Genomic DNA, 21212 nt, shown 5'->3' with positions numbered 1-21212 from the left:
GAATTCAGGTCAGGGAAGGGAGTGCGTGGCGTGCGTGGCCAAGCGCGGCATCCAGCCGTTGCCATGCCGCGTCGTCGTTAGGTGGCAAGCCAAAGCGCAGGCTGCTCGGGCATCCGCCGGCTGCGTCGAACAGGCGTGTCCAGACGCCTTGCCGAGCCAGGGCTTCATGCAGGCTGCCGGCCCGCGCGTCGGGCACCCAGCTGAACAATGGCTGCGACACGGGCGACAGGCCATGGTCGCGCAGCAGTATCGCCAGTCGTTGTCCTGCCGCGCTCAGCGATGTGCGTGTGGCGGCCTGCCACGCGGTGTCGGTCAGCGCGATGCGTGCCACGGCGCGTGCCGGGCCCGACACGGTCCAGTGGCCAAGCTGATCGGCCAGGGCGTCGAGCAGGGCCGGCTGTGCCAGCACGAAGCCGCAGCGCACACCCGCGAGACCATAGAACTTGCCAAGCGAACGCAGCACGATCAGTCCCGGTGCCGCGCTGCTTCCGGCCAGCGATGCCGCACCGGTGCAATCGATAAAAGCCTCGTCGACGATCAGCGTGCCGCCGCGCGCTGCCAGCCGCTCATGCCAGTGCCGCAGGGTGTCGATGGGCAACAGCCGGGCCGTCGGGTTGTTCGGATTGACGACGACGAGGTGATCGAGTGCGTCGGCCAGATCGGCAACCTGGAAGTCGGCTTCGTCCAGCGGAGTGACGGTGTGCCCCGCCTGTGCGAAAGCCGGCGCGTATTCGCTGTAGCCGAGCGCGGCGATGCCGACGCGTCCCGGGCGCAGCAGTCGCGGCAGGGTGCGGATGGCCGCCTGCGAGCCGGCCACGGGCAGCGCGTGCGCGGTGCCATAGGCCTGAGCAGCGATGCCGGCTAGGCCATCATCGTCCTGCGGCAAGCGCTGCCAGGCGTCAGCGGGCAGGGGGGGCACCGGATAGCCGTCGGGATTGATGCCGGTCGACAAGTCGAGCCACGTTTCCGCCGGGCGGCCATAGCGGTGCACGGCGGCGAGCAGGTTGCCGCCGTGGCGGATCGGTGCGTGGGTCATGGCGTGCGCTCCAGCAGTCCGGCGAGCAGGTCGACCAGCGGCACGCTCAGCATCGCCAGACCGAGCCACAGCCACACCGCGCGCTGCACCAGCCGAAGACAGGCGCGGATGTGGATGGCCGCGGGCGCGTCACCGGCGCCGAGCGGCGGTCGCTCTTCCCACTCGCCGTGATAGCGCGCGCCGCCGCCCAAAGCCACGCCCACGGCGCCTGCGCCGGCTGCCATCACTGGACCGGCATTGGGGCTCGACCACGCGCGTGCCTGGGTGCGCCAGCAGCGCAGCGCCTGCGCCGTTGCGCCGAGCGATGCGTAGGAAAGCGCGGTCAGTCGCGCCGGAACGAAATTGAGTACGTCGTCGATGCGTGCCGCCGCCCAGCCGAACATCAGCCAGCGTGGCGTGCGATAGCCCCACATCGCGTCCAGCGTATTGGCCAGACGGAACACGATCACGGCCGGCGCGCCGCCGATCAGGAACCAGAACAGCGCGCCGAAGATCGCATCGTTGCCGTTCTCCAGCGCCGATTCGCACGCGGCGCGGGCCAGTGCCTCGGCGTCGGCATCCTCGGTGTCACGCGAGACGATGCATGCGGTAAGCCGGCGCGCGGCGTACAGGTCGCCGCGTATCAGGGCGCCGGCGATCGGAGCGATGTGTTGAGAGAGGCTGCGGGCGCCAAGCGCCGCATAGAGCGCCACTGCATGGAGCACCCAGGCCAGCGCGGGATGCACGGCCTGCGCCAGCGAGATCAGCCACACCGCGATGGCGGCCGGCACGAGCACGACCACCGCCCACGCAATCAGCCCCGCCACGCGCTGGCGTAGCGCGCCACGTTCGGGACGATTGAGGCGATTGGCGACGGCCGTGGCCAAGCGGCCAAAGCCGACCAGCGGATGCCAGCGGCGCGGCTCGCCCAGCCAGCGATCCAGCAGAACGCCGGCGATCGCAGCCGCCACGCAGGCCGGCCAGGACAGCATGATCATGCGATGGGCGCGTCCTTGACGGCGACGGGGATGCCCGCCACGAGCAGACGCACGCGATCGGCGGCTGCGGCGAGCTTCTGGTTCAGGCGGCCAAGCTCGTCGACATAGAAGCGCGTGATGGCGCCCATCGGCACCACGCCGAAGCCGATTTCGTTGGTGACGAGGATCACGTGGCCCGGCAGCATCGGCAGCGCGGTCATCAGCGCGTCGATCTCCTCGGTGAAGGCCGGTGGCGGCGTGATGACACCGTGCTCGGGATAGTCGCGGCTTTCGCTGAAGATCAGGTTGTTGAGCCACAGCGTCACGCAGTCCACCAGAATGCAACCGTCGTGACGGGCATGGCCGTAGAGCGCGTCGGCCAGATGCACCGGCTCTTCCACGAGGGTCCAGTCAGCCGGCCGGCGCGCGCGATGCAGCGCTATGCGCAATTCCATCTCTTCGTCGGTGGAATCGACATCGTGGCGCGCCGTGGCGATATAGGTGACCGGGCCACGTGTCAGTGCCGCATGGTCCGTGGCGAGCTGCTCCGCGAAATGGCTCTTGCCCGATCGCGCACCGCCGATCACGAGCGTCAACTGGCGCGGCATCGACATGCTCGCGTGCGGCTCATGGGTGGGCCGGGCTTCCGGCTCGCCGGCCACGGTGGCGCCCGCCGATGCTGGTTCGGCGGAGGGCGAGATGTTGAGTGCCTGGGCGATGGCCTTGGTCTTCATGCGACGTATTGTAGCCGTCCGCATCGATCTTGCAGACTGGTGCGCCAGACCTCCCGCGCGCCAGGACGATGCTGCGATAATCGCGCGATGCGCGACGAACCTGCTTCCCGAACCGATTTCCTCCCGGCTGGGCGTGCCCTGCACGGCACCCTGATGATCCAGGGCACCACTTCCGACGCGGGCAAGAGCACCGTCGTGGCCGGCCTTTGCCGGGTGCTGGCGCGGGCCGGGGTGCCGGTGGCGCCGTTCAAGCCGCAGAACATGGCGCTGAACAGCGCGGTGACCGTCGATGGTGGCGAAATCGGCCGGGCGCAGGCGCTGCAGGCGCAGGCTGCCGGACTGGCGCCCCATACCGACATGAATCCCGTCCTGCTCAAACCCAGTAGCGATACCGGCGCGCAGGTCATCATCCATGGCCGCGCGCGGATGGATCTGGACGCGCGTGCCTATCACGACTACAAGCCACGGGCGATGGCCGCTGTGCTGGAAAGCCATGAGCGGCTGGCGCAGGCGTACGACGTGGTGCTGGTGGAGGGCGCGGGCAGTCCGGCGGAAGTGAACCTGCGCGATCGCGATATCGCCAACATGGGGTTCGCGGAGCGCGTGGACTGCCCGGTGGTGATCGTGGCCGATATCGACCGGGGCGGCGTGTTCGCGCACCTGGTCGGCACGCTCGATTGCCTGTCCGAGACGGAGCGCACGCGCGTGACCGGTTTCATCATCAACCGCTTCCGCGGCGATATCGCGCTGCTCGAACCCGGGCTGGACTGGCTCACAGCGCGTACCGGCAAACCCGTGTTCGGGGTGCTGCCGTATCTGCATGGCCTGCACCTCGATGCCGAGGATGCGATCGTCAGCGCCCAGGTGGCCGGGCAGGCGGGCGGGAGCGAAGTGCTACGTGTGATCGTCCCGGTGCTGCCGCGGATTTCGAACCATACAGATTTTGACGCGCTGCGAGCCCACCCGGGCGTCGATCTCCAGTTCATCGGCCCGGGGATGCCGATTCCGCCTGCGGATCTCGTGATCCTGCCGGGCAGCAAGAGCGTGCGCGCGGATCTGGCCTTCCTGCGTGCCAATGGCTGGGATCGCGCGTTGCGGCGGCACCTGCGTTATGGCGGCAAGCTGATCGGCATCTGTGGTGGCATGCAGATGCTGGGGCGGAGCATTCACGACCCTGATGGAAGGGAGGGGCCCGCGGGCACGAGCGACGGCCTCGCGCTGCTCGATTTCGAAACCACGCTGGCGCCAGAAAAGCAGTTACGGCGCGTGGCGGGGCGGCTTGCCGATGGCAATGACGCGACGGTGCGCGGCTACGAGATTCACCTCGGGGTTACCGAGGGCCCGGCGCTGGCCCGGCCAGCGCTGTGGCTTGAGGGTGACAGACCGGACGGCGCCCGATCCGACGATGGTCAGGTACTGGCGACCTACGTCCACGGCCTGTTCGACGATCCCGCCGCGTGCGGCGCGCTGCTGCGCTGGGCCGGGCTCGGTCAGGCTGAAGGCGTCGACCTCGATGCGCTGCGCGAGGCGTCGCTCGACAGGCTGGCCGACAGCCTCGCCGCCAATCTCGATCTGGGGGCGCTGTTCGCGCCGCTGGGTCGTTAGCCCGGGCGGCACGCTACACTTGCGGAGTTGTCGGAGAGTCGGGGCGGCCTGCCATGACGCCGTGCGCCCGGTGAAGTCGAGAGTCTTGTTGTCGTTCATGGCACCCAATCGGACATTGGAGGACTTTCATGCCGGTAGTCGTGATCGCCAATCCAAAGGGGGGTGTGGGCAAGACCACGCTGGCCACCAACCTTGCCGGATACTTCGCCCGCCATGGGCACGCCGTGATGCTGGGCGATACCGATCGTCAGCAGTCGTCACGCGCCTGGCTGAACCTGCGGCCTGAATCGGCGCCGCCGATCTCGACCTGGGACATCGACGCCGACAATATCGCCCGCCCGCCGAAGGGCACCACGCACGTGGTGCTGGACACGCCCGCCGGCCTGCATGGCTGGCGCTACGCCGATGTCATGAAACTGGCGCACCGCGTGGTGGTTCCACTGCAGCCGTCCATGTTCGACATCCTGGCCACGCAGGACTTCCTGGCCAAGCTGGCCGGTGACAAGCGCGTGCGGCACGGCGAGGTGCCGGTGGGTGTGATCGGTATGCGCGTGGACGTGCGTACCCGCGCAGCCGAACAACTCCAGCGCTTTGTCGAAGGATTGGGCCTGCCTGTGCTTGGCTACCTGCGCGATACACAGAACTACGTCCAGCTTGCCGCGCACGGCCTGACGCTGTGGGACGTGGCGCCGTCGCGCGTGGCGCGCGACTGGGAACAATGGCAGCCGATCCTGCGCTGGCTCGACGGCAAGGGCGACGTCGTTACCGAGGGGACGACCGCAACCGGCTGACCAGTACTGGCACCTCGTTCCAGGTCACGCGGCGGATCGTTACCATGATGTCGGTCCCCGGAAACGGGTCGTCGAAACTGTCCGACTCCACCCCCCCCAGGCGCCGGTAGAACTCCCGCGCCGATGTGTTGCCGTCCAGCACGTACAGGAACAGCGGCTTGCCGGGCCACCGGCGCGCCGTGTAGTCGGCCCAATGCGCGAGCAGCAGCTTGCCGTAGCCGTGTCCGTGATACATTTTGCGCACATGCAGGTTATCCAGATAAATGCCGTAGCCCGGCTCCGCCAGCGGCATCAGACATGCGAAACCGGCGGCCTGACCATCCACAAGCAGGATATTGACTTCCAGCGGTGCCTCCGCGCCGTCCACCAGCCGCGCGCGCCAAGTGGCGAGGCGCTCCGCCGGCGTGTGCTGTTCGAGATACTCGGTGGGTATCAGGCCGGCATAGGTGTCGCGCCAACTCTCGGCGTGCATGGTGGCAATCAGCGCTACGTCGGCTGGCGTCGCCTGAACAAGTTCGATCTGATGGGGCATGGAACTGGGCGTCATGGGGCGGTGACGGGTTTGCGCTGCTAGAATCGCGAATCTTTCGCATTTGCATTTGCGAAGGCTTGCGCCAGGCGGCATTCGGATTGTTTTCTGAAGTGCCTTGCGCGCCTCGTACAAGCATCTACAAATCCTACAATGCTCTCCGGTCGTTTGCGCACGTTTTTCGTAAAACTGCACCTATATATTGGCCTGGTCTTTGGCGTGCTCTTCATCCTGATGGGCCTGACCGGCACCGCCATCTCATGGCGTGACGAGATCGACAAGTGGCTGAATCCGGACCTGCTGCAGGCCGTATCCGCCACACGCATCCCGGTGGGGGCCGCCACGGTGGAGTCCGTGACCGCGAAGCTGATGGCCGATCCTCACTTCGGCAAGCCGAACCTGCTGATGTTGCCCACCGACGAGCACGACGTGTTCGTAGCGTACTACCCGATAAAGGGGCCCGAGGCCGGCCCCGGACGCTTCCGCCAGGTGATGATCGACCCGATCACGCTGGCCGTAAAGGGCGAGCGACTGTGGGGCGTGCCGGGGCTGTCGCGGCAGGCACTGATGCCTACGGTCTTCCATCTCCACCGCTACCTGCTGTCCGGCGATACGGGCAAGACGATCACCGGCGTGACCGGCATGATGCTGTTCATCAGCGTGCTGCTGGGCGTGGTGCTGTGGTGGCCCAAGTTCAAGTGGCGCTCGCTGAAGCAGTCGGTGCGCATCACGCATGGCGGCTCGTGGTCGCGGTTCATCTACACGAGCCATCGTGCGGGCGGGATCTTCGTGGCGCCGGTCCTGGCGACCATTGCGTTTTCCGGCTGGTACCTGAACCTGCCGAAGTGGGTCACGCCGATCATCGCCAGCGTTGCGACGCTGAGCCCGCAGATCAAGCCGGTTTCGGATCCGGCCCCGGAGGGCACGCATGCCATCACGCCGGCTCAGGCGATGACAGCGGCGCAGAAGCAGTTCCCGGATGCGGCAGTGACGCGCATCAGCTTGCCGCGCAAGCCCGGCGACGCCTATGAGGTACGCCTGCGCCAGGAAGGCGAGGTACGTGCCGATACCGGGGCCACGCGGCTCTGGCTCGACGCCTACACCGGCCGCCCGCTGGCCGTGCGCGATCCACGCAACGCGGCGTCTGGCGATACCATCATCAACTGGCTGTTCCCGCTGCACACGGGCGAGGCGTTTGGCTCTTGGGGGCGCGCGTTCATCACCGTGTTCGGTCTGGTGCCGCTGGCATTCGCGGTGACCGGCGTGCTGATCTGGTGGAAGCGCCGCAGCGGCCATCGCCGGCATCTGGAGCGCGAACGGCTGCGGCGGGCCTGAGGGTTCAGCCGTTCAAGAAGCAGTTCAAGAAGCAAAAAGCCTGCGGCAAGTGCGCAGGCTTTTTGTTGCGGGGTCGGATCGCTCTTGCGTTCAGATTCGCGCTCAGATCTCCAGGTTGTCGATCAACCGGGTAGCGCCGAGCTTGGCCGCCGTCAGCACCACCAGCGGGGCGCCGGCCGCGAATTCCTCGCGGGTCGGGGGCTGCAGGTTGTCCTGTTTGCGAATCGACACATAGTCGGGCTTCCAGCCACGGGCCTGCAGGCGGGCCAGCGCGTCGGCCTCGACGGCCAGCAGGTCCACGCCATCGCCGCCCAGCACGGTGTCACGCACTTCGTGCAGCGTCTTGTAGAGCACCGGCGCCTCGGCGCGCTCGGCCTCGCCGAGGTAGCGGTTGCGCGACGAGAGGGCCAGCCCATCCTCGGCCCGGATGGTTTCGGCCGGAATGATGTCCACCGGCAGCGCGAACTGCTTGGCCATGCGGCGCACGATCATCAACTGCTGGTAGTCCTTCTTGCCGAACACCGCCACGCGCGGCTGCACGCAGCAGAACAGCTTCATCACCACCGTGCAGACGCCTTTGAAGAAGCCCGGGCGGAATTCACCTTCGAGGATGTCACCCAGGTCATGCGGCGGGTCCACGCGGTACTCCTGCGGCACCGGATACATGTCCGACTCGGTCGGCGCGAACAGTACGTAGACGCCTTCGCTCTGCAGCTTCTCGATGTCGTCCTGCAGCGTGCGCGGGTATTTGTCGAAGTCCTCGTTCGGGCCGAACTGCAGGCGGTTGACGAAGATCGACGCCACCACGGGGTCTCCATGCTGGCGGGCCAGCCGCATCAGCGACAGGTGGCCTTCGTGCAGGTTACCCATGGTCGGGACGAAAGCGACGCGGTTCTGTCCGCGCAACTGGTCCCGCAGCGCCTGGATGGAGGAGATGACTTTCATGAATGTCGTGTGCGGTCGTGGTAGGGGAGCGTCCCGAAGTCGGACTTCACCCGTGCCTGGCTCTCATGGCAGACGTCGGCCGGGCTGTCGGCGGATTGTAGAGCATCATCGCGGCTTCAGGCCGCGCGACGCCCTTCGTATTGTCCGATATCCGGGTAAGTCTACGCGGGCGTGTACGCCAATCGCACATAGATTGGCGCGAACGGCTCGGCCTGCGTGATCTCGACCAGCGATTCGCGCGAGAGCTCGAGCATGGCGATGAAGTTCACCACCACCACGGGCACCCCCTTGCCGGACCGGATCGCATCTTCGAACAGTTCGCTGAATTCCATGAAGCGCGCGTGCTGCAGCCGGCGCAGGATCTGGCTCATGTGCTCGCGCACGGACAGTTCCTCGCGCGAGATCTTGTGGTGCTGGTTCAGCTTGGCGCGTCTGAGCACGTCGGCCCAGGCGGACTGCAGGTCCAGCGTTTCCACGTCGGGGAAGCGGGGCGCCAGGCTTTGCTCGATGAATACCTGCGAGCGCAGGAAGTCGCGGCCGAGCTGCGGCACCGTGTCCAGGCGCTGGGCGGCCAGCTTCATCTGCTCGTATTCCAGCAGACGCCGCACCAGTTCCGCACGCGGATCCTCGGCTTCCTCGTCGCTGTCGGCCTTCTTCACCGGCAGCAGCATGCGGGACTTGATCTCGATGAGCATCGCCGCCATCAGCAGGTACTCGGCGGCCAGTTCCAGGTTGCGCTTGCGGATCTGCTCGATGTACGAGAGATACTGACGCGTCACCTGGGCCATCGGGATGTCCAGCACGTTGAAGTTCTGCTTGCGGATCAGGTACAGCAGCAGGTCCAGTGGGCCTTCGAAGGCCTCCAGGAACACCTCGAGCGCGTCTGGCGGGATGTACAGGTCCTGCGGCAGCTTGAACAGCGGCTCGCCATACAGGCGCGCGAACGCCAGGCCGTCGACCATGTCGGCGGCGCTGGTGGCGGAACCGGCACCAGCTACGCTGGGCAGTTCGACCGGCAGGCTCAGCTTTTCCTGCGCGGCCTGTTCCTGCGGATCGCTTGGGTGCATCGGGGGCGTCCCGGCGGGGAGATCAGTTCTCGGAGGCGTACACGTACGGCTTCTGGGCCACGCGCGACGCGTCGGCGCGAGCGCGCTCCTCCAGGTCGATCGGGGCCTTGTCCCACAGCAGGGCACGGCCTTCGCGCTGTTCAGCGTCCAGGGACGGGCGCTCCTGCTTGAGCGTCTTCAGGAACTGGGTGATATCCGATTCGTACATGGCCATGGTGAAACCTTGTGCCCTTTGGGCGGCGTTAGGGATGTTGGGGCTGGATTTTACCGTATTGGAGGCCGCTAAAAGAATTTTGAAATTTGGTGTCGGACTGACGTGGCCCTTGCGGCGGTGTGGTCAAATAGCGACTTTGCGGGTAGACACCGACAGGATGAGGATTGACTTGGGCCACCTGGCCGGAATGGTCGCTGCTGGCAGGACGCCGACTAGCCACCGGAGTGCCGGGCGGGTTGCGCGTCTGGCCGGGCTCGTCCTGACGTTCCTGCTGGCCCTGCACGCGCCCCTCGGCCATGCCGCCAAGGCGGCCTACAAGGTGGAGATCGACGCGCCGGATGCGCTCAAGGGCATCCTGCAGGAACACCTCGATCTGGCCCGCTACACCGATCGCACCGACATTTCCGACGACCAGTTCCAGTACATGGTGGAGACCGTGGAGGACCAGGTGCGCCAGTTTGCGTCCACCGAGGGCTGGTTCGATCCGGTGACCAAGGCCACCGTGGAAGGTGAGGGCGACAAACGGGTGGTCCACATTTCGGTCGATCCCGGCGCGCGCACGCTGATCCGCGCCGTGGATGTGCAGGTGACCGGCCCGGCCGCTACGCAGTCGCCTGAGCAGGTGGAGCAGATGCGCGCCAAGTGGGGATTGCCCGTTGGCGAACCGTTCCGGCAGTCCACCTGGGACAAGGCCAAGGAAGACGCGCTCGTGACGCTGCAGAGCCGCAGCTACTATGGTGCGAAGCTGGCCGCGTCGCGCGCGCGGGTCGAACCCGACGAACAGGCCGCCGATCTGTCCGCCCGGTATGAGAGCGGGCCGGCCTATATGCTCGGGCCGCTGGTGATCGAGGGCACACGCCGCTATCCGGAGCAGATCGTCCGCAACGTGAACCCGCTGAACGTTGGCGAGCCATATCGCGTGGAGCGGCTGCTCGAACTGCAGCGCGCGGTCCAGAACCAGCCCTATTTCTCGAACGTGCAGGTCGACCTGCTGGAGCCGGCCGGTGCTGCCGATGCCGATGCCAAGGGCGAAGCAGGGACAGCCTCCGATGCCGCGACCGATGCCGAAGGCGCGACGACGACCACCAAGACCACCAAGGCCACGCAGCCCGATACCATCACGACCCCGGTGCGCGTGCGGGTGCGCGAGCAACCGCTGCATCGCCTCAATACCGGCGTCGGTTACACGACTGACACTGGCGCGCAGGTGAGCGGGCGGTATTCCTATTACAACCTGTTCAATCGCGCGTGGGTATTTGACTCCCAACTCAGCATCGAACAGAAGCGCCAGTACGCCTATCTGGAAACGGCGATGCCGCCCGACACGCGTACCTTCCGCAACAGTATCTACGGCAGCTACGAACGCACGATCGACGTCGAAAGCACCGATCTGACGAGCTGGCGCGCGGGTCTGAAGCGCTCGCGCTCGCGCGACAAGTACGACACCACGTTCTCGCTGGATTTCTACTACGACAACCTGTTGCCGTTCGGAGAACCGGCCCAGATCTCCAAGGCACTGGTGCCGGCGTTCGCCTGGACGCGCCGCGATGTGGACAACCCCGTGTTTCCGCGCCGGGGCAACGTGATCAGCACGCAGATCGGCGTGGCGGGCAAGGGCTTCCTGAGCGATGCCACGTTCCTGCGTCTCTATGGCCGTATCCGGCAGTACATGCCCGTGGGCAACCGCGACCTGTTCGTGGCCCGCCTGGAACTCGGCGCGGATCTGACCAAGGCCGATCCGGCGCAGGTGCCGGCGTCGCTGCGGTTCCGGGCCGGTGGTACCGACTCGATCCGCGGCTACAGCTTCCAGTCGATCGGCACGCCCGAGGGCGCCGCCGTGGTGCCGGCGCGCTACCTGGGCACCGGCAGCCTCGAATACCAGCACTGGTTCAAGCCGGACTGGGGTTTCGCCGTGTTCTGGGACGCGGGTACAGCGTCGAACAGCATCAAGGGTGTCACGATCTATAACGGCGTCGGCGTGGGCGCGCGCTGGCGCAGCCCGGTGGGCCCGGTGCAGCTCGATGTCGGTTACGGCATCCAGCAGAAGCAGTTCCGTCCGCATATCTCATTGGGAGTGGCGTTCTGATGAGTATCCCGGACATGCCCCCTGTCCCGCGCGAGACGCCGAATGCGCCGCGACCACTACGTCCTCGCCGCCGCGTGTGGCGTGTGCTGGCATGGATCGTCGGCCTGCTGGTGTTCCTGGCGATCGCGGTTATCGGCGCGGCCGCGTTCGCGCTGCATAACGAAACCGGTACGCGCCACCTCTGGGGGCTGGCCACGCGGCTGTCGGCTGGAATGCTGGCCGGGCAGTTCGATGGTGGCACCGTGGCGAGCGGGCTGCGTCTGCATGACGTGGTGTACGCCAGCGGCGACACGCGCGTCGCGATTGACCGTATCGACAGCAGATGGAAGATGACATGGTCGCCGATGCGGCTGCATGTGGAATGGCTGCGCGTGGGCAAGATCGACGCCCGACTGCCGGCTTCCGAACCCAACACGCCGCCCGCGCAAATGCCGGCGACGCTCGAGTTGCCGCTCGCGATCGATATCGACACCCTCACGCTGGGCGAACTGTCGCTGCTGCAGGGCCCGCCCGCTACGTCGAGTCCGCTGGTGCTGTCGGGCTTGTCGGGCGCGGTGCATTCGGACGGGCAGCGTCACCGCATCGTGATCGATCGACTGGTCACACCGTACGGCAAGTTGCAGGCGAACGGTCAGATCGCCGGCCGCAAGCCGTTCGCGCTGACCGTCGAGGCGTTGGCGGAGGGCCGCTGGCAGGATGAGTCGTATGAGATGACCGCGCGTGTCGATGGCTCGCTGGAGACGCTGCACGCGCAGGTCGAAGCTAACGGCGACCGGATACGTGCCCGTGCCAGTGCCGATGTGACGCCGTTTGGCGAGGTGCCATTCACGCATCTGATGGTGGACGGCGAGCGCATCAATCCACGACTGTTCAGTGCGACCGCGCCGCAGGCGAATCTGAGTGTCCATGCGGACCTGCGTCCGGTGGCCCCGGCTGCTTCCGTGTCAGCGCCAGCCGCCCCTGCTTCTGCCCGTGCTTCAGCTTCTGCCCCTGCCCCTGCATCTGCATCTGCTTCACCGCCACCAGCCAGCGGCGCGTCCGCGAAGCCCGCGTCAAGCGCGACCGCGCCGCTGACCGTGGCGGGCGAAGTGACCGTGAACAACCTCGAACCAGGGCCGCTAGACAAGGAACGCCTGCCTGTCCAGAGCGTGCAGGCCCGCGTCGAACTCAGCGAGGCGACGCAGATTCTGAGCGACCTTCGCATCGCGCTGCTGGGCAAGGCCGAGATCGTCGGCAAGGGATCGTTGCATGATGGGCGCGGCGGCTTCGACCTCGATGTGCGCCGGCTTGACGTGGCCGCGCTCTACACGAGCCTGATGCCGACGAGTTTGTCCGGCCCCGTGAGCCTGCGCCTCGAGCCAGGACGCCAGAGTGTGGCCCTGGATGTGTCGGGCGGCGACATCAAGCTCTTTGCCAACGCGAGCGTCGACAAGGATGCGGTGACGCTATCCACACTGCGAGCCGGGCTCGGCAGCGGAACGCTGACCGCCGACGGCAAGCTCGGCCTCAAGGACGAGCAGGCGTTCAGCTTCAAGGGCAAGCTGGCCGACTTCGACCCCGCGCGGCTGGCCAAGGTGGCGCCCGGGCGCATCAATGCGGATTTCTCGACGACCGGATCGCTGGCGAAGGTGCTGCGCGTGGCGGTCGATTTCGGGCTCAAGGAGAGCGAGTACGCAGGACTGCCGATGACCGGCACCGGCAAGGTGCGGCTCGAAGGCGAACGCCTGTTGCCCAGCGAGGCGTCGCTGCTGATGGCCGGTAACCAGGTCAACCTGAGTGGCAGCTTTGGCGCGCGTGGAGACCGGCTCAAGGTCAACGTCGACGCGCCGCAACTCGATCGGCTCAAGCTCGGTGTGGCGGGCCGAGCGAAGCTGGATGCCGAGATCACGGGCAAGCTCAAGCGCCCCGAGATCGTTGGCGACTACAGCGCCCAGTCGCTGGTCATCGGCCCGCACAAGGTGGCGAGCGCCAGCGGCCATGCGGAACTGCGTGGTGGGCTCGATGGCACGCTGTCGGCGCAGCTTAGCGCGCGTGACTACAGTGGCCCGCAGGCCAGCCTCCGCACGCTCGACGCCAACCTTTCCGGCACGCAAGTCAATCACACCTTCGACGTGAAGGCCGCCGGCTCGCTGCATGGGCACCCCATGCAACTGACACTGGCCGGGCAGGGCGCATGGCGGGGCGATCAGGGCTGGAACGGCACGATTCACACCTTGGAGGAACGCGGCACCGTCAATCTCAGACTGGCCGCGCCGACGCAGTTGCTGGTGGCGGACCAGCACATCCGGCTCGGCCAGACCCGGCTGGTGCTGGACCGCTCGACGCTGAGTATCGACGGATTCGAGTTTGATCACGGGCGCATCCACACGCAGGGCAACCTTGACGGCGTGCAGGTGGCCCATGTGCTGGAGGTGTTGCAGGCGCTGACGGGCGAGCCGCCACCGATCCGGTCGGATCTCGTGCTCGACGGCAAGTGGAACCTGAACCTCGCCGAGACCGCGACCGGGTTTGCCGAAATCCGCCGCCGCAGCGGCGACGTTTCGGTCAATGCGGGTCGCGGCTGGGCCACGCTCGGCCTGGGCGAAACCGCGCTGCGGGCGGAGTTCGTCGGCAATCGCATGACGCTGCGTGGCGGCACCACCTCGCAGCGGATCGGCAAGCTCGACGTCGATGCGTCGGCGGGGCTGATCAGCGAGCAGGGTCTGCTGACGATTGGGTCGGCGTCCACGCTGGCTGGCACGGTGACCGCCGACATTCCACGCCTGAAATCGCTGGAGGCCCTGAGCGGGCCGCAGTTCGCGTACGACGGCAAGATTGCTGCCGCGGTGCGCCTGGGCGGCTCGGTCGGCAGTCCGTTGCTGACCGGGACGGTCGATGGCAGCGACATCGCCGTCACGCTATACGACCTGGGCATCCGCCTGACGGATGGCGTGGTGCAGATCGCGCTGGACCAGAACACGGTGGAACTCAAGCAGGTGCGCTTCCGTGGTGGCGATGGCACGGTGACGGCGACAGGCGCGGTCAAGCTCGGCGAGGCTGATCCGAACCTGACGGCCAAGATCGTGGCCGACAAGCTGCAGTTGTTCGCCAGCCCCGAGCGCACGCTGATCGTGTCCGGCGAAGCCGGCATTGCCAACGAGAATCGGAAGATCGCGATTCGCGGCAAGTTCCGCGTCGACCGAGGCCTGTTCGACCTGCCCAAGGCCGGCGCACCGGTGCTTGGCGACGATGTCGTGGTGGTGCGCAGGCGCGACCAGCGCGAAGTGAAGACGGCCGCCACGCAGGCACCCGAGACCAAGCCAGCCAGTCGTTTCAGCCCGTTGATCGATCTTGCCGTGGATCTGGGTGACAACTTCCGCTTCCGTGGCGCCGGCGCCGACCTTTTGCTGGCCGGCCAGCTTGGCGTGCGCAGCGAACCGCTGACGCCAATGCGCGCCACCGGAACGGTTCGAGTGGTAACCGGCACGTACGAGGCCTTCGGCCGCAAGCTGGAAATCGAGTACGGCTATATCAACTTCAACGGCGCGGTAGACAACCCGGGCATGAATATCCGCGCGATGCGCCGCAACCAGGAGGTGGAGGCCGGTGTCGAGGTGACGGGAACGGTGCGGTTGCCGCGCGTGCGGCTGGTATCGGAGCCGAACGTGCCTGACGAGGACAAGTTGTCATGGCTGATGTTCGGCTACGGCGCCGAGGGCGCCGGGGCGAGCCAGCAGAAGCAACTGAGCGGCGGGGCGCTCGGCGGTGCGGCGCTCGGCATGATTGGCGGCAAGGCCGGCAAAAACGTGGTGTCGCACTTCGGCATCGATGAATTCTCGATCGGACCGAGCACGGCTGGTCTGAGCGACACGCAGGTGGTGAGCGTCGGCAAGGCCGTGACCGACAAGATATCGGTGGGCTACGAACAGAGCCTGACATCGGCATCCAACGTGGTCAAACTGACCTGGGCCTTCTCGCAACGATGGTCGTTGCTTGCCAAGGGCGGTTCGATCAACGGGCTCTCGGTGCTGTTCAACCGGCGCTTCAACAACTGGGGTAACCTGTTCTCCGGCGGAGGCGGATCCGGCAGGCGCGCCGCCGAGGCAGCATCCGCGGCAGCCGCATCGGCCGCGGCGGCTGCCGCAGCCTCAGCTCCCGATACGGGCAAGCCCGCCGAAGCCCAGGACGACGCTACCCAGCAATGACATCCATGAAACTCCGACTCACTGACGCGTCACGCCGACGCCTTGCCGCCATGGGACTGATAGCCAGCCTGCTTGCCCTGTTTGGTTGCGACCAGCAGAAGGTCGACGAAGCCATGAAGAAGGCCGGCGACGCCGCGCGCGGCACGTGGAATAGCGTGAAACCCGACAGCCTGCTGTTCAAGGGCATCGAGATCGGCAAGTCCACCGAGGAAGATGTGCGCCGTCAGGCCGGCAAGCCCGAGATCGTGTGGGAAGAGGCAGACGGCGGACGCCGGCTGGAGTACCCGCGTGGCCCGGAAGGCACCACCACCTGGATGGTGACGACGGGCCCGGACGGTACCGTGCGCAAGATCGAACAGGTGCTGTCCGCCGAGTCGTTCTCGCAGGTGCGGCCCGGCATGAACAAGGACCAGATCCGGCGGATGCTCGGCAAGCCGACCAAGGTCGAGGCGTTCGCGCTGAAGCAGGAAGAGGTGTGGGGATACCGCTGGTATGAGAACCCGACCGAACGCGCGTTCTTCAACGTCCACTTCAACAACGACGGTATCGTTACCACGACGTCGCGGAGTGACGATCCTTCGAAGATGGGTGGCGGCTAACCAGGTCTGAGGGGGGAGGTGGTGCCGGCGATCGGGGAGACCGCCGGCACGCGGGCCGGGAGGCTGCTACCGGTTAGCGGATACGCATGCCGGGCACGGCGCCGCTGTGCGGTTCGAGGATGTACAGACCCGGGTTGGCCTTTTCATCCGCGGCCGATGCAGCCAGGACCATGCCTTCGGACATGCCGAACTTCATCTTGCGCGGTGCCAGGTTGGCCACCACCACGGTCAGCTTGCCCACGAGTTGCTCGGGCGTGTAGGCCGACTGGATGCCCGAGAACACGTTGCGCGTCTTGCCTTCGCCCAGGTCTAGCGTCAACTGCAGCAGCTTGTTCGAACCTTCGACCTTGTCGCACGCCACGATCTTCGCCACGCGCAGGTCGATCTTCGCGAAGTCGTCGATCGTGATCGTGTCGGCAACTGGCTCGATGGCCGAAGCGCCTGCTGCGCCAGCTTCGGCGGCCGGCGCTGTAGCCTGCAGCGAGTCCCGGTTCGCAGCCAGCAGCGCATCGATCTGTTTGACATCCACACGCGTCATCAGGTGCTGGTACGGCTGCACCGGGCGGTCGGCCGAAAGCTGCTTGTCGATGGCGCGCCAGTCGAGCGGATCGACGTTCAGGAAACGCTCGACGCCAGCGGCCATGTTCGGCACCACCGGCTTCAGATAGATCGTCAGCAGGCGGAAGGCTTCCAGCGACACCGAGCAGGCGGCGTGCAGCGCATCGCGCTTGCTTTCGTCCTTGGCCAGTTCCCACGGCTTGTTGGCGTCGACGAACGCGTTGACCGCGTCGGTCAGTTCCATCACCAGACGCAGTGCCTTGCTGTACTCGCGGCCTTCATAGTTCTGGGCCAGTTGCGGTGCGGCCTGGCGCAGTTGCTCCAGCAGCGGGTTGGCCAGCGCAGCCTCGTTGACCTTGCCGTCGAAGCGCTTGACCAGGAAGCCGGCGGCGCGGCTGGCGATGTTCACGTACTTGCCGATCAGGTCGCTGTTCACGCGGGCGACGAAGTCGTCCAGGTTCAGGTCCAGATCTTCCATGCTCGCATTGAGCTTGGCGGCGAAGTAGTAGCGCAGCCATTCCGGGTTCATGCCGGTATCCGTATAGCTCTGCGCGGTGATGAACGTGCCACGCGACTTGCTCATCTTGGCACCGTCGACGGTCAGGAAGCCGTGCGCGAACACGTTGGTCGGGGTGCGATAGCCCGAGAAGCGGAGCATCGCCGGCCAGAACAGCGTGTGGAAGTACAGGATGTCCTTGCCGATGAAGTGGTACTGCTCGGCCGTCGAGTGCGGGCCGACCCAGGCGTCGAAATCGATGCCGCGCTTCTCGGCGAGGTTCTTGAAGCTCGCGTAGTAGCCGATCGGGGCATCGAGCCACACGTAGAAATACTTGCCCGGCGCGCCGGGGATCTCGAAGCCGAAGTACGGGGCGTCGCGCGAGATGTCCCAATCGGACAGCGTCGAGGCTTCGCCTTCGGCACCCAGCCATTCCTGCATCTTGTTGCTGGCTTCAGGCTGGGCCAGATCGGCCACCCACTCGCGCAGGAACGTTTCGCAGCGCGGGTCGGAAAGCTTGAAGAAGAAGTGCGTCGACGACTTGCGCACCGGCGTTGCCCCGGAAACCACCGAGTACGGATTCTTCAGATCCGTCGGGACATAGGTTGTGCCGCAAACTTCACACGAATCGCCGTACTGGTCCTTGGCGCCGCACTTCGGGCACTCGCCCTTGATGAAGCGATCCGGCAGGAACATGTTCTTGACCGGGTCGTAGAACTGCTCGACGTCGCGCTCGGTAATCAGATCCTCGGCCTTCAGGGCCAGGTAGATCTTCTCGCAAAGCTGGCGGTTTTCTTCGGCGTCGGTGCTGTAGTAGTTGTCGAACGACACCAGGAAGTTGTCGAAGTCGCGCTTGTGTTCGGTCCAGACGCGGTCGATCAGCTGCTTCGGGGTGATGCCTTCCTTTTCGGCGCGCAGCATGACCGGGGTGCCGTGGGTGTCATCGGCGCCCACGTAATAGACCTCGTTGCCCATCATGCGCTGGAAGCGCACCCAGATGTCGGTCTGGATGTACTCCACCAGGTGGCCGATATGGATCTGGCCGTTGGCATATGGCAGGGCGGAAGTGACGAGGATGCGGCGTGCTGTCATGAAAAGAGCCGTTCAGAGGGGTTTTGCGCCAGGAGCGCCGGCGGTGACCGGCAGGAGGCACGGGGGTAAAGGCGCTATTTTAGCAATTGCCCCGCGTCGGTGCGCGGTTTGCGTGTGGATTGGGCGCGAACGGGGGGCGAACTTGGGCCGAATTGGGGCGAATATCGCCGAAAACAGCCCGGAAACCGTTAATTCACGAGGCAAATGGGCAAAAAAAAGCGCCGGTTAGTCACCGGCGCAGCTTTCCACAACGGAAAAGGAGGAGAAATCAGGTACCGCCCGGGAGGTCAGCCACCCATCGCGAGCCAGCAACGGTGGCAAGCGGTACCTGAACTCTATGACTGGTCACCCAGAAATTGGTTTCAAGAAAATTTCGACGCGACGATTTTGGGCACGGCCAGCCTCGGTCGAATTGTCCGCGACGGGCTGGGTTTGGCCCCGGCCTTCGGCGCTCAGGCGGGTCCGGGCGACGCCACGGTCACCCAGGTAGCCGGCCACGCTCTGGGCGCGGCGTTGCGAGAGCTGCATGTTGTATTGCGGGTTGCCGGTGCTGTCCGTATGGCCAACGACGTTGGCCGACACGTCCTGATGCTGCGCTAGCGTCTGGGCCACCTGGTCGAGCACGTTGCGGAACGACGGCTTGATCGTCGAGCTGTCCGTGTCGAACGTGACCTGGCTCGGGATGTTGACCTTCAGGGAGCCGTCCGGCTGCTCGGTGATCTGGGTGCCGGTGCCCGCGGTGTCCTTGTTCAGCTTGCCGCGGATGGCATTCCAGTTGTAACCGGTGGCGCCGCCGAGCGCGCCGCCCACTGCCGCGCCGACCAGCGTGCCAGTGGTGTTGCCGCCGATCAGGTTACCGATCCCCGCGCCTACCGCCGCACCGACTCCGGTGCCGACCGCCGTATTGGTCTGTTGTTCGGTGGCGCAACCCGCCAGGGCCGCAGCCGCGACGAGCGAGACGGTGACGAGCTTGAAATTCATGCTTTCTCCTTCTGGTGATTCCCGTAAATGTTTTGCCAAAGCCATCCTGCATGTTAACGCCTGGCGCGTAATGCCGCCCACTGGCAGTACAACTTTCATGATGCAATCAAAAACACTCAGGACGATCCCGCATACCGCCTGTCGGCACGCGGGATCCCAAGATTGGCGCACTACAATAGGCATATGGCGGCGCGTGCACAAGCCCGAGACTGTGAGAGATGTAATTGTCTGTAATTCCGCACTCGGCAAAGGGGTTTCCCGGCGGCGCGGGCCACAAGACCATATCGTGTGGGCGACTTTGTTAGCATTGCGTGCCTCAACCCCACATATCCATATTAGAAGCGGAGTCTGTCTTGAGTCTCACCATTGAACAGGTAACCGAAGTCCTGCGGACCGTGATCGACCCCAACACGGGCAAGGACCTCGTGTCCACGCGCTCGGCGCGTAACGTGCGGGTCGATGGCGGTGACGTTTCCGTGGAAGTGGAGCTCGGATACCCCGGCAAGAGCCAGTTCGAGCCCATCCGCAAGCTCGTGATCGGCGCCCTGCGCAATCTGCCGGGCGTAACCAACGTCAGCGTGGCGATGTCGATGAAGATCGTCGCCCACGCGGTGCAGCGCGGCGTCAAGCTGCTGCCGGGCGTGCGCAATGTGATCGCCGTGGCCTCTGGCAAGGGCGGGGTGGGCAAGTCCACCACCGCCGTGAACTTGGCGCTGGCGCTGGCCGCCGAAGGCGCGCGCGTCGGCATGCTGGACGCCGATATCTACGGCCCGAGCCTGCCGATGATGCTGGGTATCGACGGCCGACCCGAGTCGACCGATGGCCAGACCATGGAGCCAATGGAGGGTCATGGCCTGCAGGCCAACTCGATCGGTTTCCTGATCGAACAGGACAATCCGATGGTATGGCGCGGCCCGATGGTCACGTCGGCCCTGGAACAACTGCTGCGCCAGACCAACTGGCACGACCTGGACTACCTGATCGTCGACATGCCCCCGGGCACCGGCGACATCCAGCTCACGTTGTCGCAGAAGGTGCCCGTCACGGGCGCCGTGATCGTGACGACCCCGCAGGACATCGCCCTGCTCGATGCCCGCAAGGGCCTGAAGATGTTCGAGAAGGTCGGCATTCCGATTCTCGGCATCGTCGAGAACATGGCGGTCTACTGCTGCCCGAACTGTGGCCATGTCGAACACATCTTCGGCGAAGGCGGCGCGGAGCGGATGAGCACCGAGTATGGCGTGGACCTCCTGGGCAGCCTGCCGCTGAACCTGTCGATCCGCGAGCAGGCCGACTCCGGACGCCCGACCGTCGTGGCCGAACCGGACAGCCCGATCTCGACGATCTACCGCGAAGTGGCGCGCAAGGTGGCGATCAAGGTTGCCGACAAGACGCGCGACATGAGCAACAAGTTCCCGAGCATCGTCGTTCAGAACACCTGACCTTCACCGGAGTCCGCCGTGGACCAACCCGCTGTTCCCGAGCCGGAAGCCTTGCCCGCTGGCAGGCCGTCGGTGACGATGGCGGTGGTCATGCGCCGCGTTGCGCTGACCAACCGCTGGCAACCCTGGAAGTGGGAGCTCGATGCCGTGCTGCCGGATCTCGGCGAGTTCGGCATGGCGCCGAAGCGGCTCGACGCGGACGAGCACGGTGAGCACTGGGCGCATCCCGGCTATGCGGTCACGCTGTACCGCGACGAGGGCGAGGGCTACTACCTGAACCTGACCTCCACCGCGCCATGCTGGTTCGTGCTCTGGCGCATGGCCGAGGAGCCCGACGAGGATGGCGAGACGCGCCCGGTGCCGGTTACGGTGAGCCTGTCGTATAACGAGGCGGGGCGCTGGCTCGACGCAGGCGAGAACGTCGAGAACGTGCCGCTGGAGCCGGAGCAACGCGCGTGGCTCCAGGCGTTCACGGACCAGCACTATCGGCCCGAACCCAAGAAGCGGCGCCGGCCGGAATCTTTCAAGGCGCCCGAAGAACGTGCGCGCTATTGAGGGATTG

Annotated in this window: 17 protein-coding genes; 8 read left to right on the top strand and 9 right to left on the bottom strand. The window is 65.9% G+C overall.

Annotated elements, in window-relative coordinates; translation table 11 throughout:
- Positions 1–4 precede the first annotated feature (4 nt).
- The 3 genes from cobD to cobU are packed head-to-tail and all read right to left on the bottom strand — an operon-like array spanning position 5 to position 2600.
- Positions 5–1036: a threonine-phosphate decarboxylase CobD gene (cobD, locus tag WD006_RS12370; protein WP_060784865.1), complete on the bottom strand. Its 1032-nt coding sequence runs from the start codon at positions 1034–1036 to the stop codon at positions 5–7.
- Complete coding sequence (gene cbiB, locus WD006_RS12365) at positions 1033–2013, bottom strand: adenosylcobinamide-phosphate synthase CbiB (RefSeq protein ID WP_060784866.1); 981 nt, start codon at positions 2011–2013, stop codon at positions 1033–1035. Before cbiB ends, cobD begins: the two co-directional genes overlap by 4 nt.
- Entirely contained in the window at positions 2010–2600 is a 591-nt protein-coding gene (gene cobU, locus WD006_RS12360) for a bifunctional adenosylcobinamide kinase/adenosylcobinamide-phosphate guanylyltransferase (protein WP_024569062.1), read from the bottom strand. Before cobU ends, cbiB begins: the two co-directional genes overlap by 4 nt.
- Positions 2601–2879: 279 nt before the next feature.
- On the opposite strand from cobU, the gene WD006_RS12355 reads away from it, so the two are divergent.
- Both WD006_RS12355 and WD006_RS12350 read left to right on the top strand, forming a co-directional pair.
- Positions 2880–4331 carry a cobyric acid synthase gene (locus tag WD006_RS12355; RefSeq protein WP_029309746.1) on the top strand — a complete coding sequence of 484 codons (1452 nt, stop codon included), beginning with the start codon at positions 2880–2882 and terminating at the stop codon, positions 4329–4331.
- Positions 4332–4459: 128 nt separating this feature from the next.
- A complete protein-coding gene (locus WD006_RS12350; RefSeq protein WP_029307228.1) occupies positions 4460–5122 on the top strand; it encodes a ParA family protein in 663 nt (220 codons plus the stop codon).
- On the opposite strand, the gene WD006_RS12345 is transcribed toward WD006_RS12350, so the two are convergent.
- Positions 5094–5669 carry a GNAT family N-acetyltransferase gene (locus WD006_RS12345; protein WP_060784867.1) on the bottom strand — a complete coding sequence of 192 codons (576 nt, stop codon included), beginning with the start codon at positions 5667–5669 and terminating at the stop codon, positions 5094–5096. The genes WD006_RS12350 and WD006_RS12345 overlap by 29 nt on opposite strands.
- A 135-nt stretch (positions 5670–5804) precedes the next feature.
- Between WD006_RS12345 and WD006_RS12340 the strand changes: the two genes are divergently transcribed.
- Positions 5805–6986: a PepSY-associated TM helix domain-containing protein gene (locus WD006_RS12340; protein WP_060784868.1), complete on the top strand. Its 1182-nt coding sequence runs from the start codon at positions 5805–5807 to the stop codon at positions 6984–6986.
- A 102-nt stretch (positions 6987–7088) separates the two neighbouring features.
- Here WD006_RS12340 and panC read toward each other — a convergent pair whose 3' ends face one another.
- The 3 genes from panC to WD006_RS12325 all read right to left on the bottom strand — a co-directional run bounded on the left by panC (position 7089) and on the right by WD006_RS12325 (position 9212).
- On the bottom strand, positions 7089–7931 hold the full coding sequence (gene panC / locus WD006_RS12335) for a pantoate--beta-alanine ligase (protein ID WP_035884724.1): 843 nt from the start codon (positions 7929–7931) through the stop codon (positions 7089–7091).
- A 161-nt stretch (positions 7932–8092) separates the two neighbouring features.
- Positions 8093–8998 (bottom strand): segregation and condensation protein A, encoded by a 906-nt coding sequence (locus tag WD006_RS12330; protein WP_011517344.1) that lies wholly within the window; start codon positions 8996–8998, stop codon positions 8093–8095.
- A 22-nt stretch (positions 8999–9020) separates the two neighbouring features.
- Positions 9021–9212: a DUF3460 family protein gene (locus WD006_RS12325; RefSeq protein WP_011517343.1), complete on the bottom strand. Its 192-nt coding sequence runs from the start codon at positions 9210–9212 to the stop codon at positions 9021–9023.
- 157 nt (positions 9213–9369) lie between these two features.
- Between WD006_RS12325 and WD006_RS12320 the strand changes: the two genes are divergently transcribed.
- Genes WD006_RS12320 through bamE form a run of 3 tightly spaced genes read left to right on the top strand, consistent with a single transcriptional unit; the run spans position 9370 to position 16081 of the window.
- Complete coding sequence (locus WD006_RS12320; protein ID WP_060784869.1) at positions 9370–11298, top strand: autotransporter assembly complex protein TamA; 1929 nt, start codon at positions 9370–9372, stop codon at positions 11296–11298.
- The gene (locus tag WD006_RS12315; RefSeq protein WP_060784870.1) at positions 11298–15482 is read left to right on the top strand and encodes a translocation/assembly module TamB domain-containing protein; all 4185 of its coding nucleotides are present in this window, start codon (positions 11298–11300) and stop codon (positions 15480–15482) included. Before WD006_RS12320 ends, WD006_RS12315 begins: the two co-directional genes overlap by 1 nt.
- Positions 15483–15532: 50 nt before the next feature.
- Complete coding sequence (bamE, locus tag WD006_RS12310) at positions 15533–16081, top strand: outer membrane protein assembly factor BamE domain-containing protein (RefSeq protein ID WP_008651770.1); 549 nt, start codon at positions 15533–15535, stop codon at positions 16079–16081.
- 73 nt (positions 16082–16154) lie between these two features.
- On the opposite strand, the gene metG is transcribed toward bamE, so the two are convergent.
- Together metG and WD006_RS12300 are read right to left on the bottom strand one after the other, a co-directional pair.
- Positions 16155–18227 (bottom strand): methionine--tRNA ligase, encoded by a 2073-nt coding sequence (gene metG, locus WD006_RS12305; protein WP_029307231.1) that lies wholly within the window; start codon positions 18225–18227, stop codon positions 16155–16157.
- 345 nt (positions 18228–18572) lie between these two features.
- Positions 18573–19208: an OmpA family protein gene (locus WD006_RS12300; protein WP_008651772.1), complete on the bottom strand. Its 636-nt coding sequence runs from the start codon at positions 19206–19208 to the stop codon at positions 18573–18575.
- 353 nt (positions 19209–19561) lie between these two features.
- Here WD006_RS12300 and apbC point away from each other — a divergent pair, with 353 nt between their 5' ends.
- Positions 19562–20650: an iron-sulfur cluster carrier protein ApbC gene (gene apbC, locus WD006_RS12295; RefSeq protein WP_008651774.1), complete on the top strand. Its 1089-nt coding sequence runs from the start codon at positions 19562–19564 to the stop codon at positions 20648–20650.
- Between the two features lie 18 nt (positions 20651–20668).
- Positions 20669–21205, top strand: a complete 537-nt coding sequence (locus WD006_RS12290; protein WP_029307232.1) for a DUF3305 domain-containing protein — start codon at positions 20669–20671, stop codon at positions 21203–21205.
- The last annotated feature ends 7 nt before the right edge of the window (positions 21206–21212 follow it).

The organism is Cupriavidus sp. Met-2, from assembly GCF_049843575.1.
Lineage (GTDB): Bacteria > Pseudomonadota > Gammaproteobacteria > Burkholderiales > Burkholderiaceae > Cupriavidus > Cupriavidus metallidurans.
Note: the sequence above shows the minus strand (reverse complement) of the source record. Positions and strands in the feature narration are given on the sequence as shown.

Coding starts and splice junctions, on each gene's coding strand:
- cobD (WP_060784865.1), bottom strand. CDS start 1,036: ATGACCCACGCACCGATCCGCCACGGCGGCAACCTGCTCGCCGCCGTG.
- cbiB (WP_060784866.1), bottom strand. CDS start 2,013: ATGATCATGCTGTCCTGGCCGGCCTGCGTGGCGGCTGCGATCGCCGGC.
- cobU (WP_024569062.1), bottom strand. CDS start 2,600: ATGCCGCGCCAGTTGACGCTCGTGATCGGCGGTGCGCGATCGGGCAAG.
- WD006_RS12355 (WP_029309746.1), top strand. CDS start 2,880: ATGATCCAGGGCACCACTTCCGACGCGGGCAAGAGCACCGTCGTGGCC.
- WD006_RS12350 (WP_029307228.1), top strand. CDS start 4,460: ATGCCGGTAGTCGTGATCGCCAATCCAAAGGGGGGTGTGGGCAAGACC.
- WD006_RS12345 (WP_060784867.1), bottom strand. CDS start 5,669: ATGACGCCCAGTTCCATGCCCCATCAGATCGAACTTGTTCAGGCGACG.
- WD006_RS12340 (WP_060784868.1), top strand. CDS start 5,805: ATGCTCTCCGGTCGTTTGCGCACGTTTTTCGTAAAACTGCACCTATAT.
- panC (WP_035884724.1), bottom strand. CDS start 7,931: ATGAAAGTCATCTCCTCCATCCAGGCGCTGCGGGACCAGTTGCGCGGA.
- WD006_RS12330 (WP_011517344.1), bottom strand. CDS start 8,998: ATGCACCCAAGCGATCCGCAGGAACAGGCCGCGCAGGAAAAGCTGAGC.
- WD006_RS12325 (WP_011517343.1), bottom strand. CDS start 9,212: ATGGCCATGTACGAATCGGATATCACCCAGTTCCTGAAGACGCTCAAG.
- WD006_RS12320 (WP_060784869.1), top strand. CDS start 9,370: ATGAGGATTGACTTGGGCCACCTGGCCGGAATGGTCGCTGCTGGCAGG.
- WD006_RS12315 (WP_060784870.1), top strand. CDS start 11,298: ATGAGTATCCCGGACATGCCCCCTGTCCCGCGCGAGACGCCGAATGCG.
- bamE (WP_008651770.1), top strand. CDS start 15,533: ATGGGACTGATAGCCAGCCTGCTTGCCCTGTTTGGTTGCGACCAGCAG.
- metG (WP_029307231.1), bottom strand. CDS start 18,227: ATGACAGCACGCCGCATCCTCGTCACTTCCGCCCTGCCATATGCCAAC.
- WD006_RS12300 (WP_008651772.1), bottom strand. CDS start 19,208: ATGAATTTCAAGCTCGTCACCGTCTCGCTCGTCGCGGCTGCGGCCCTG.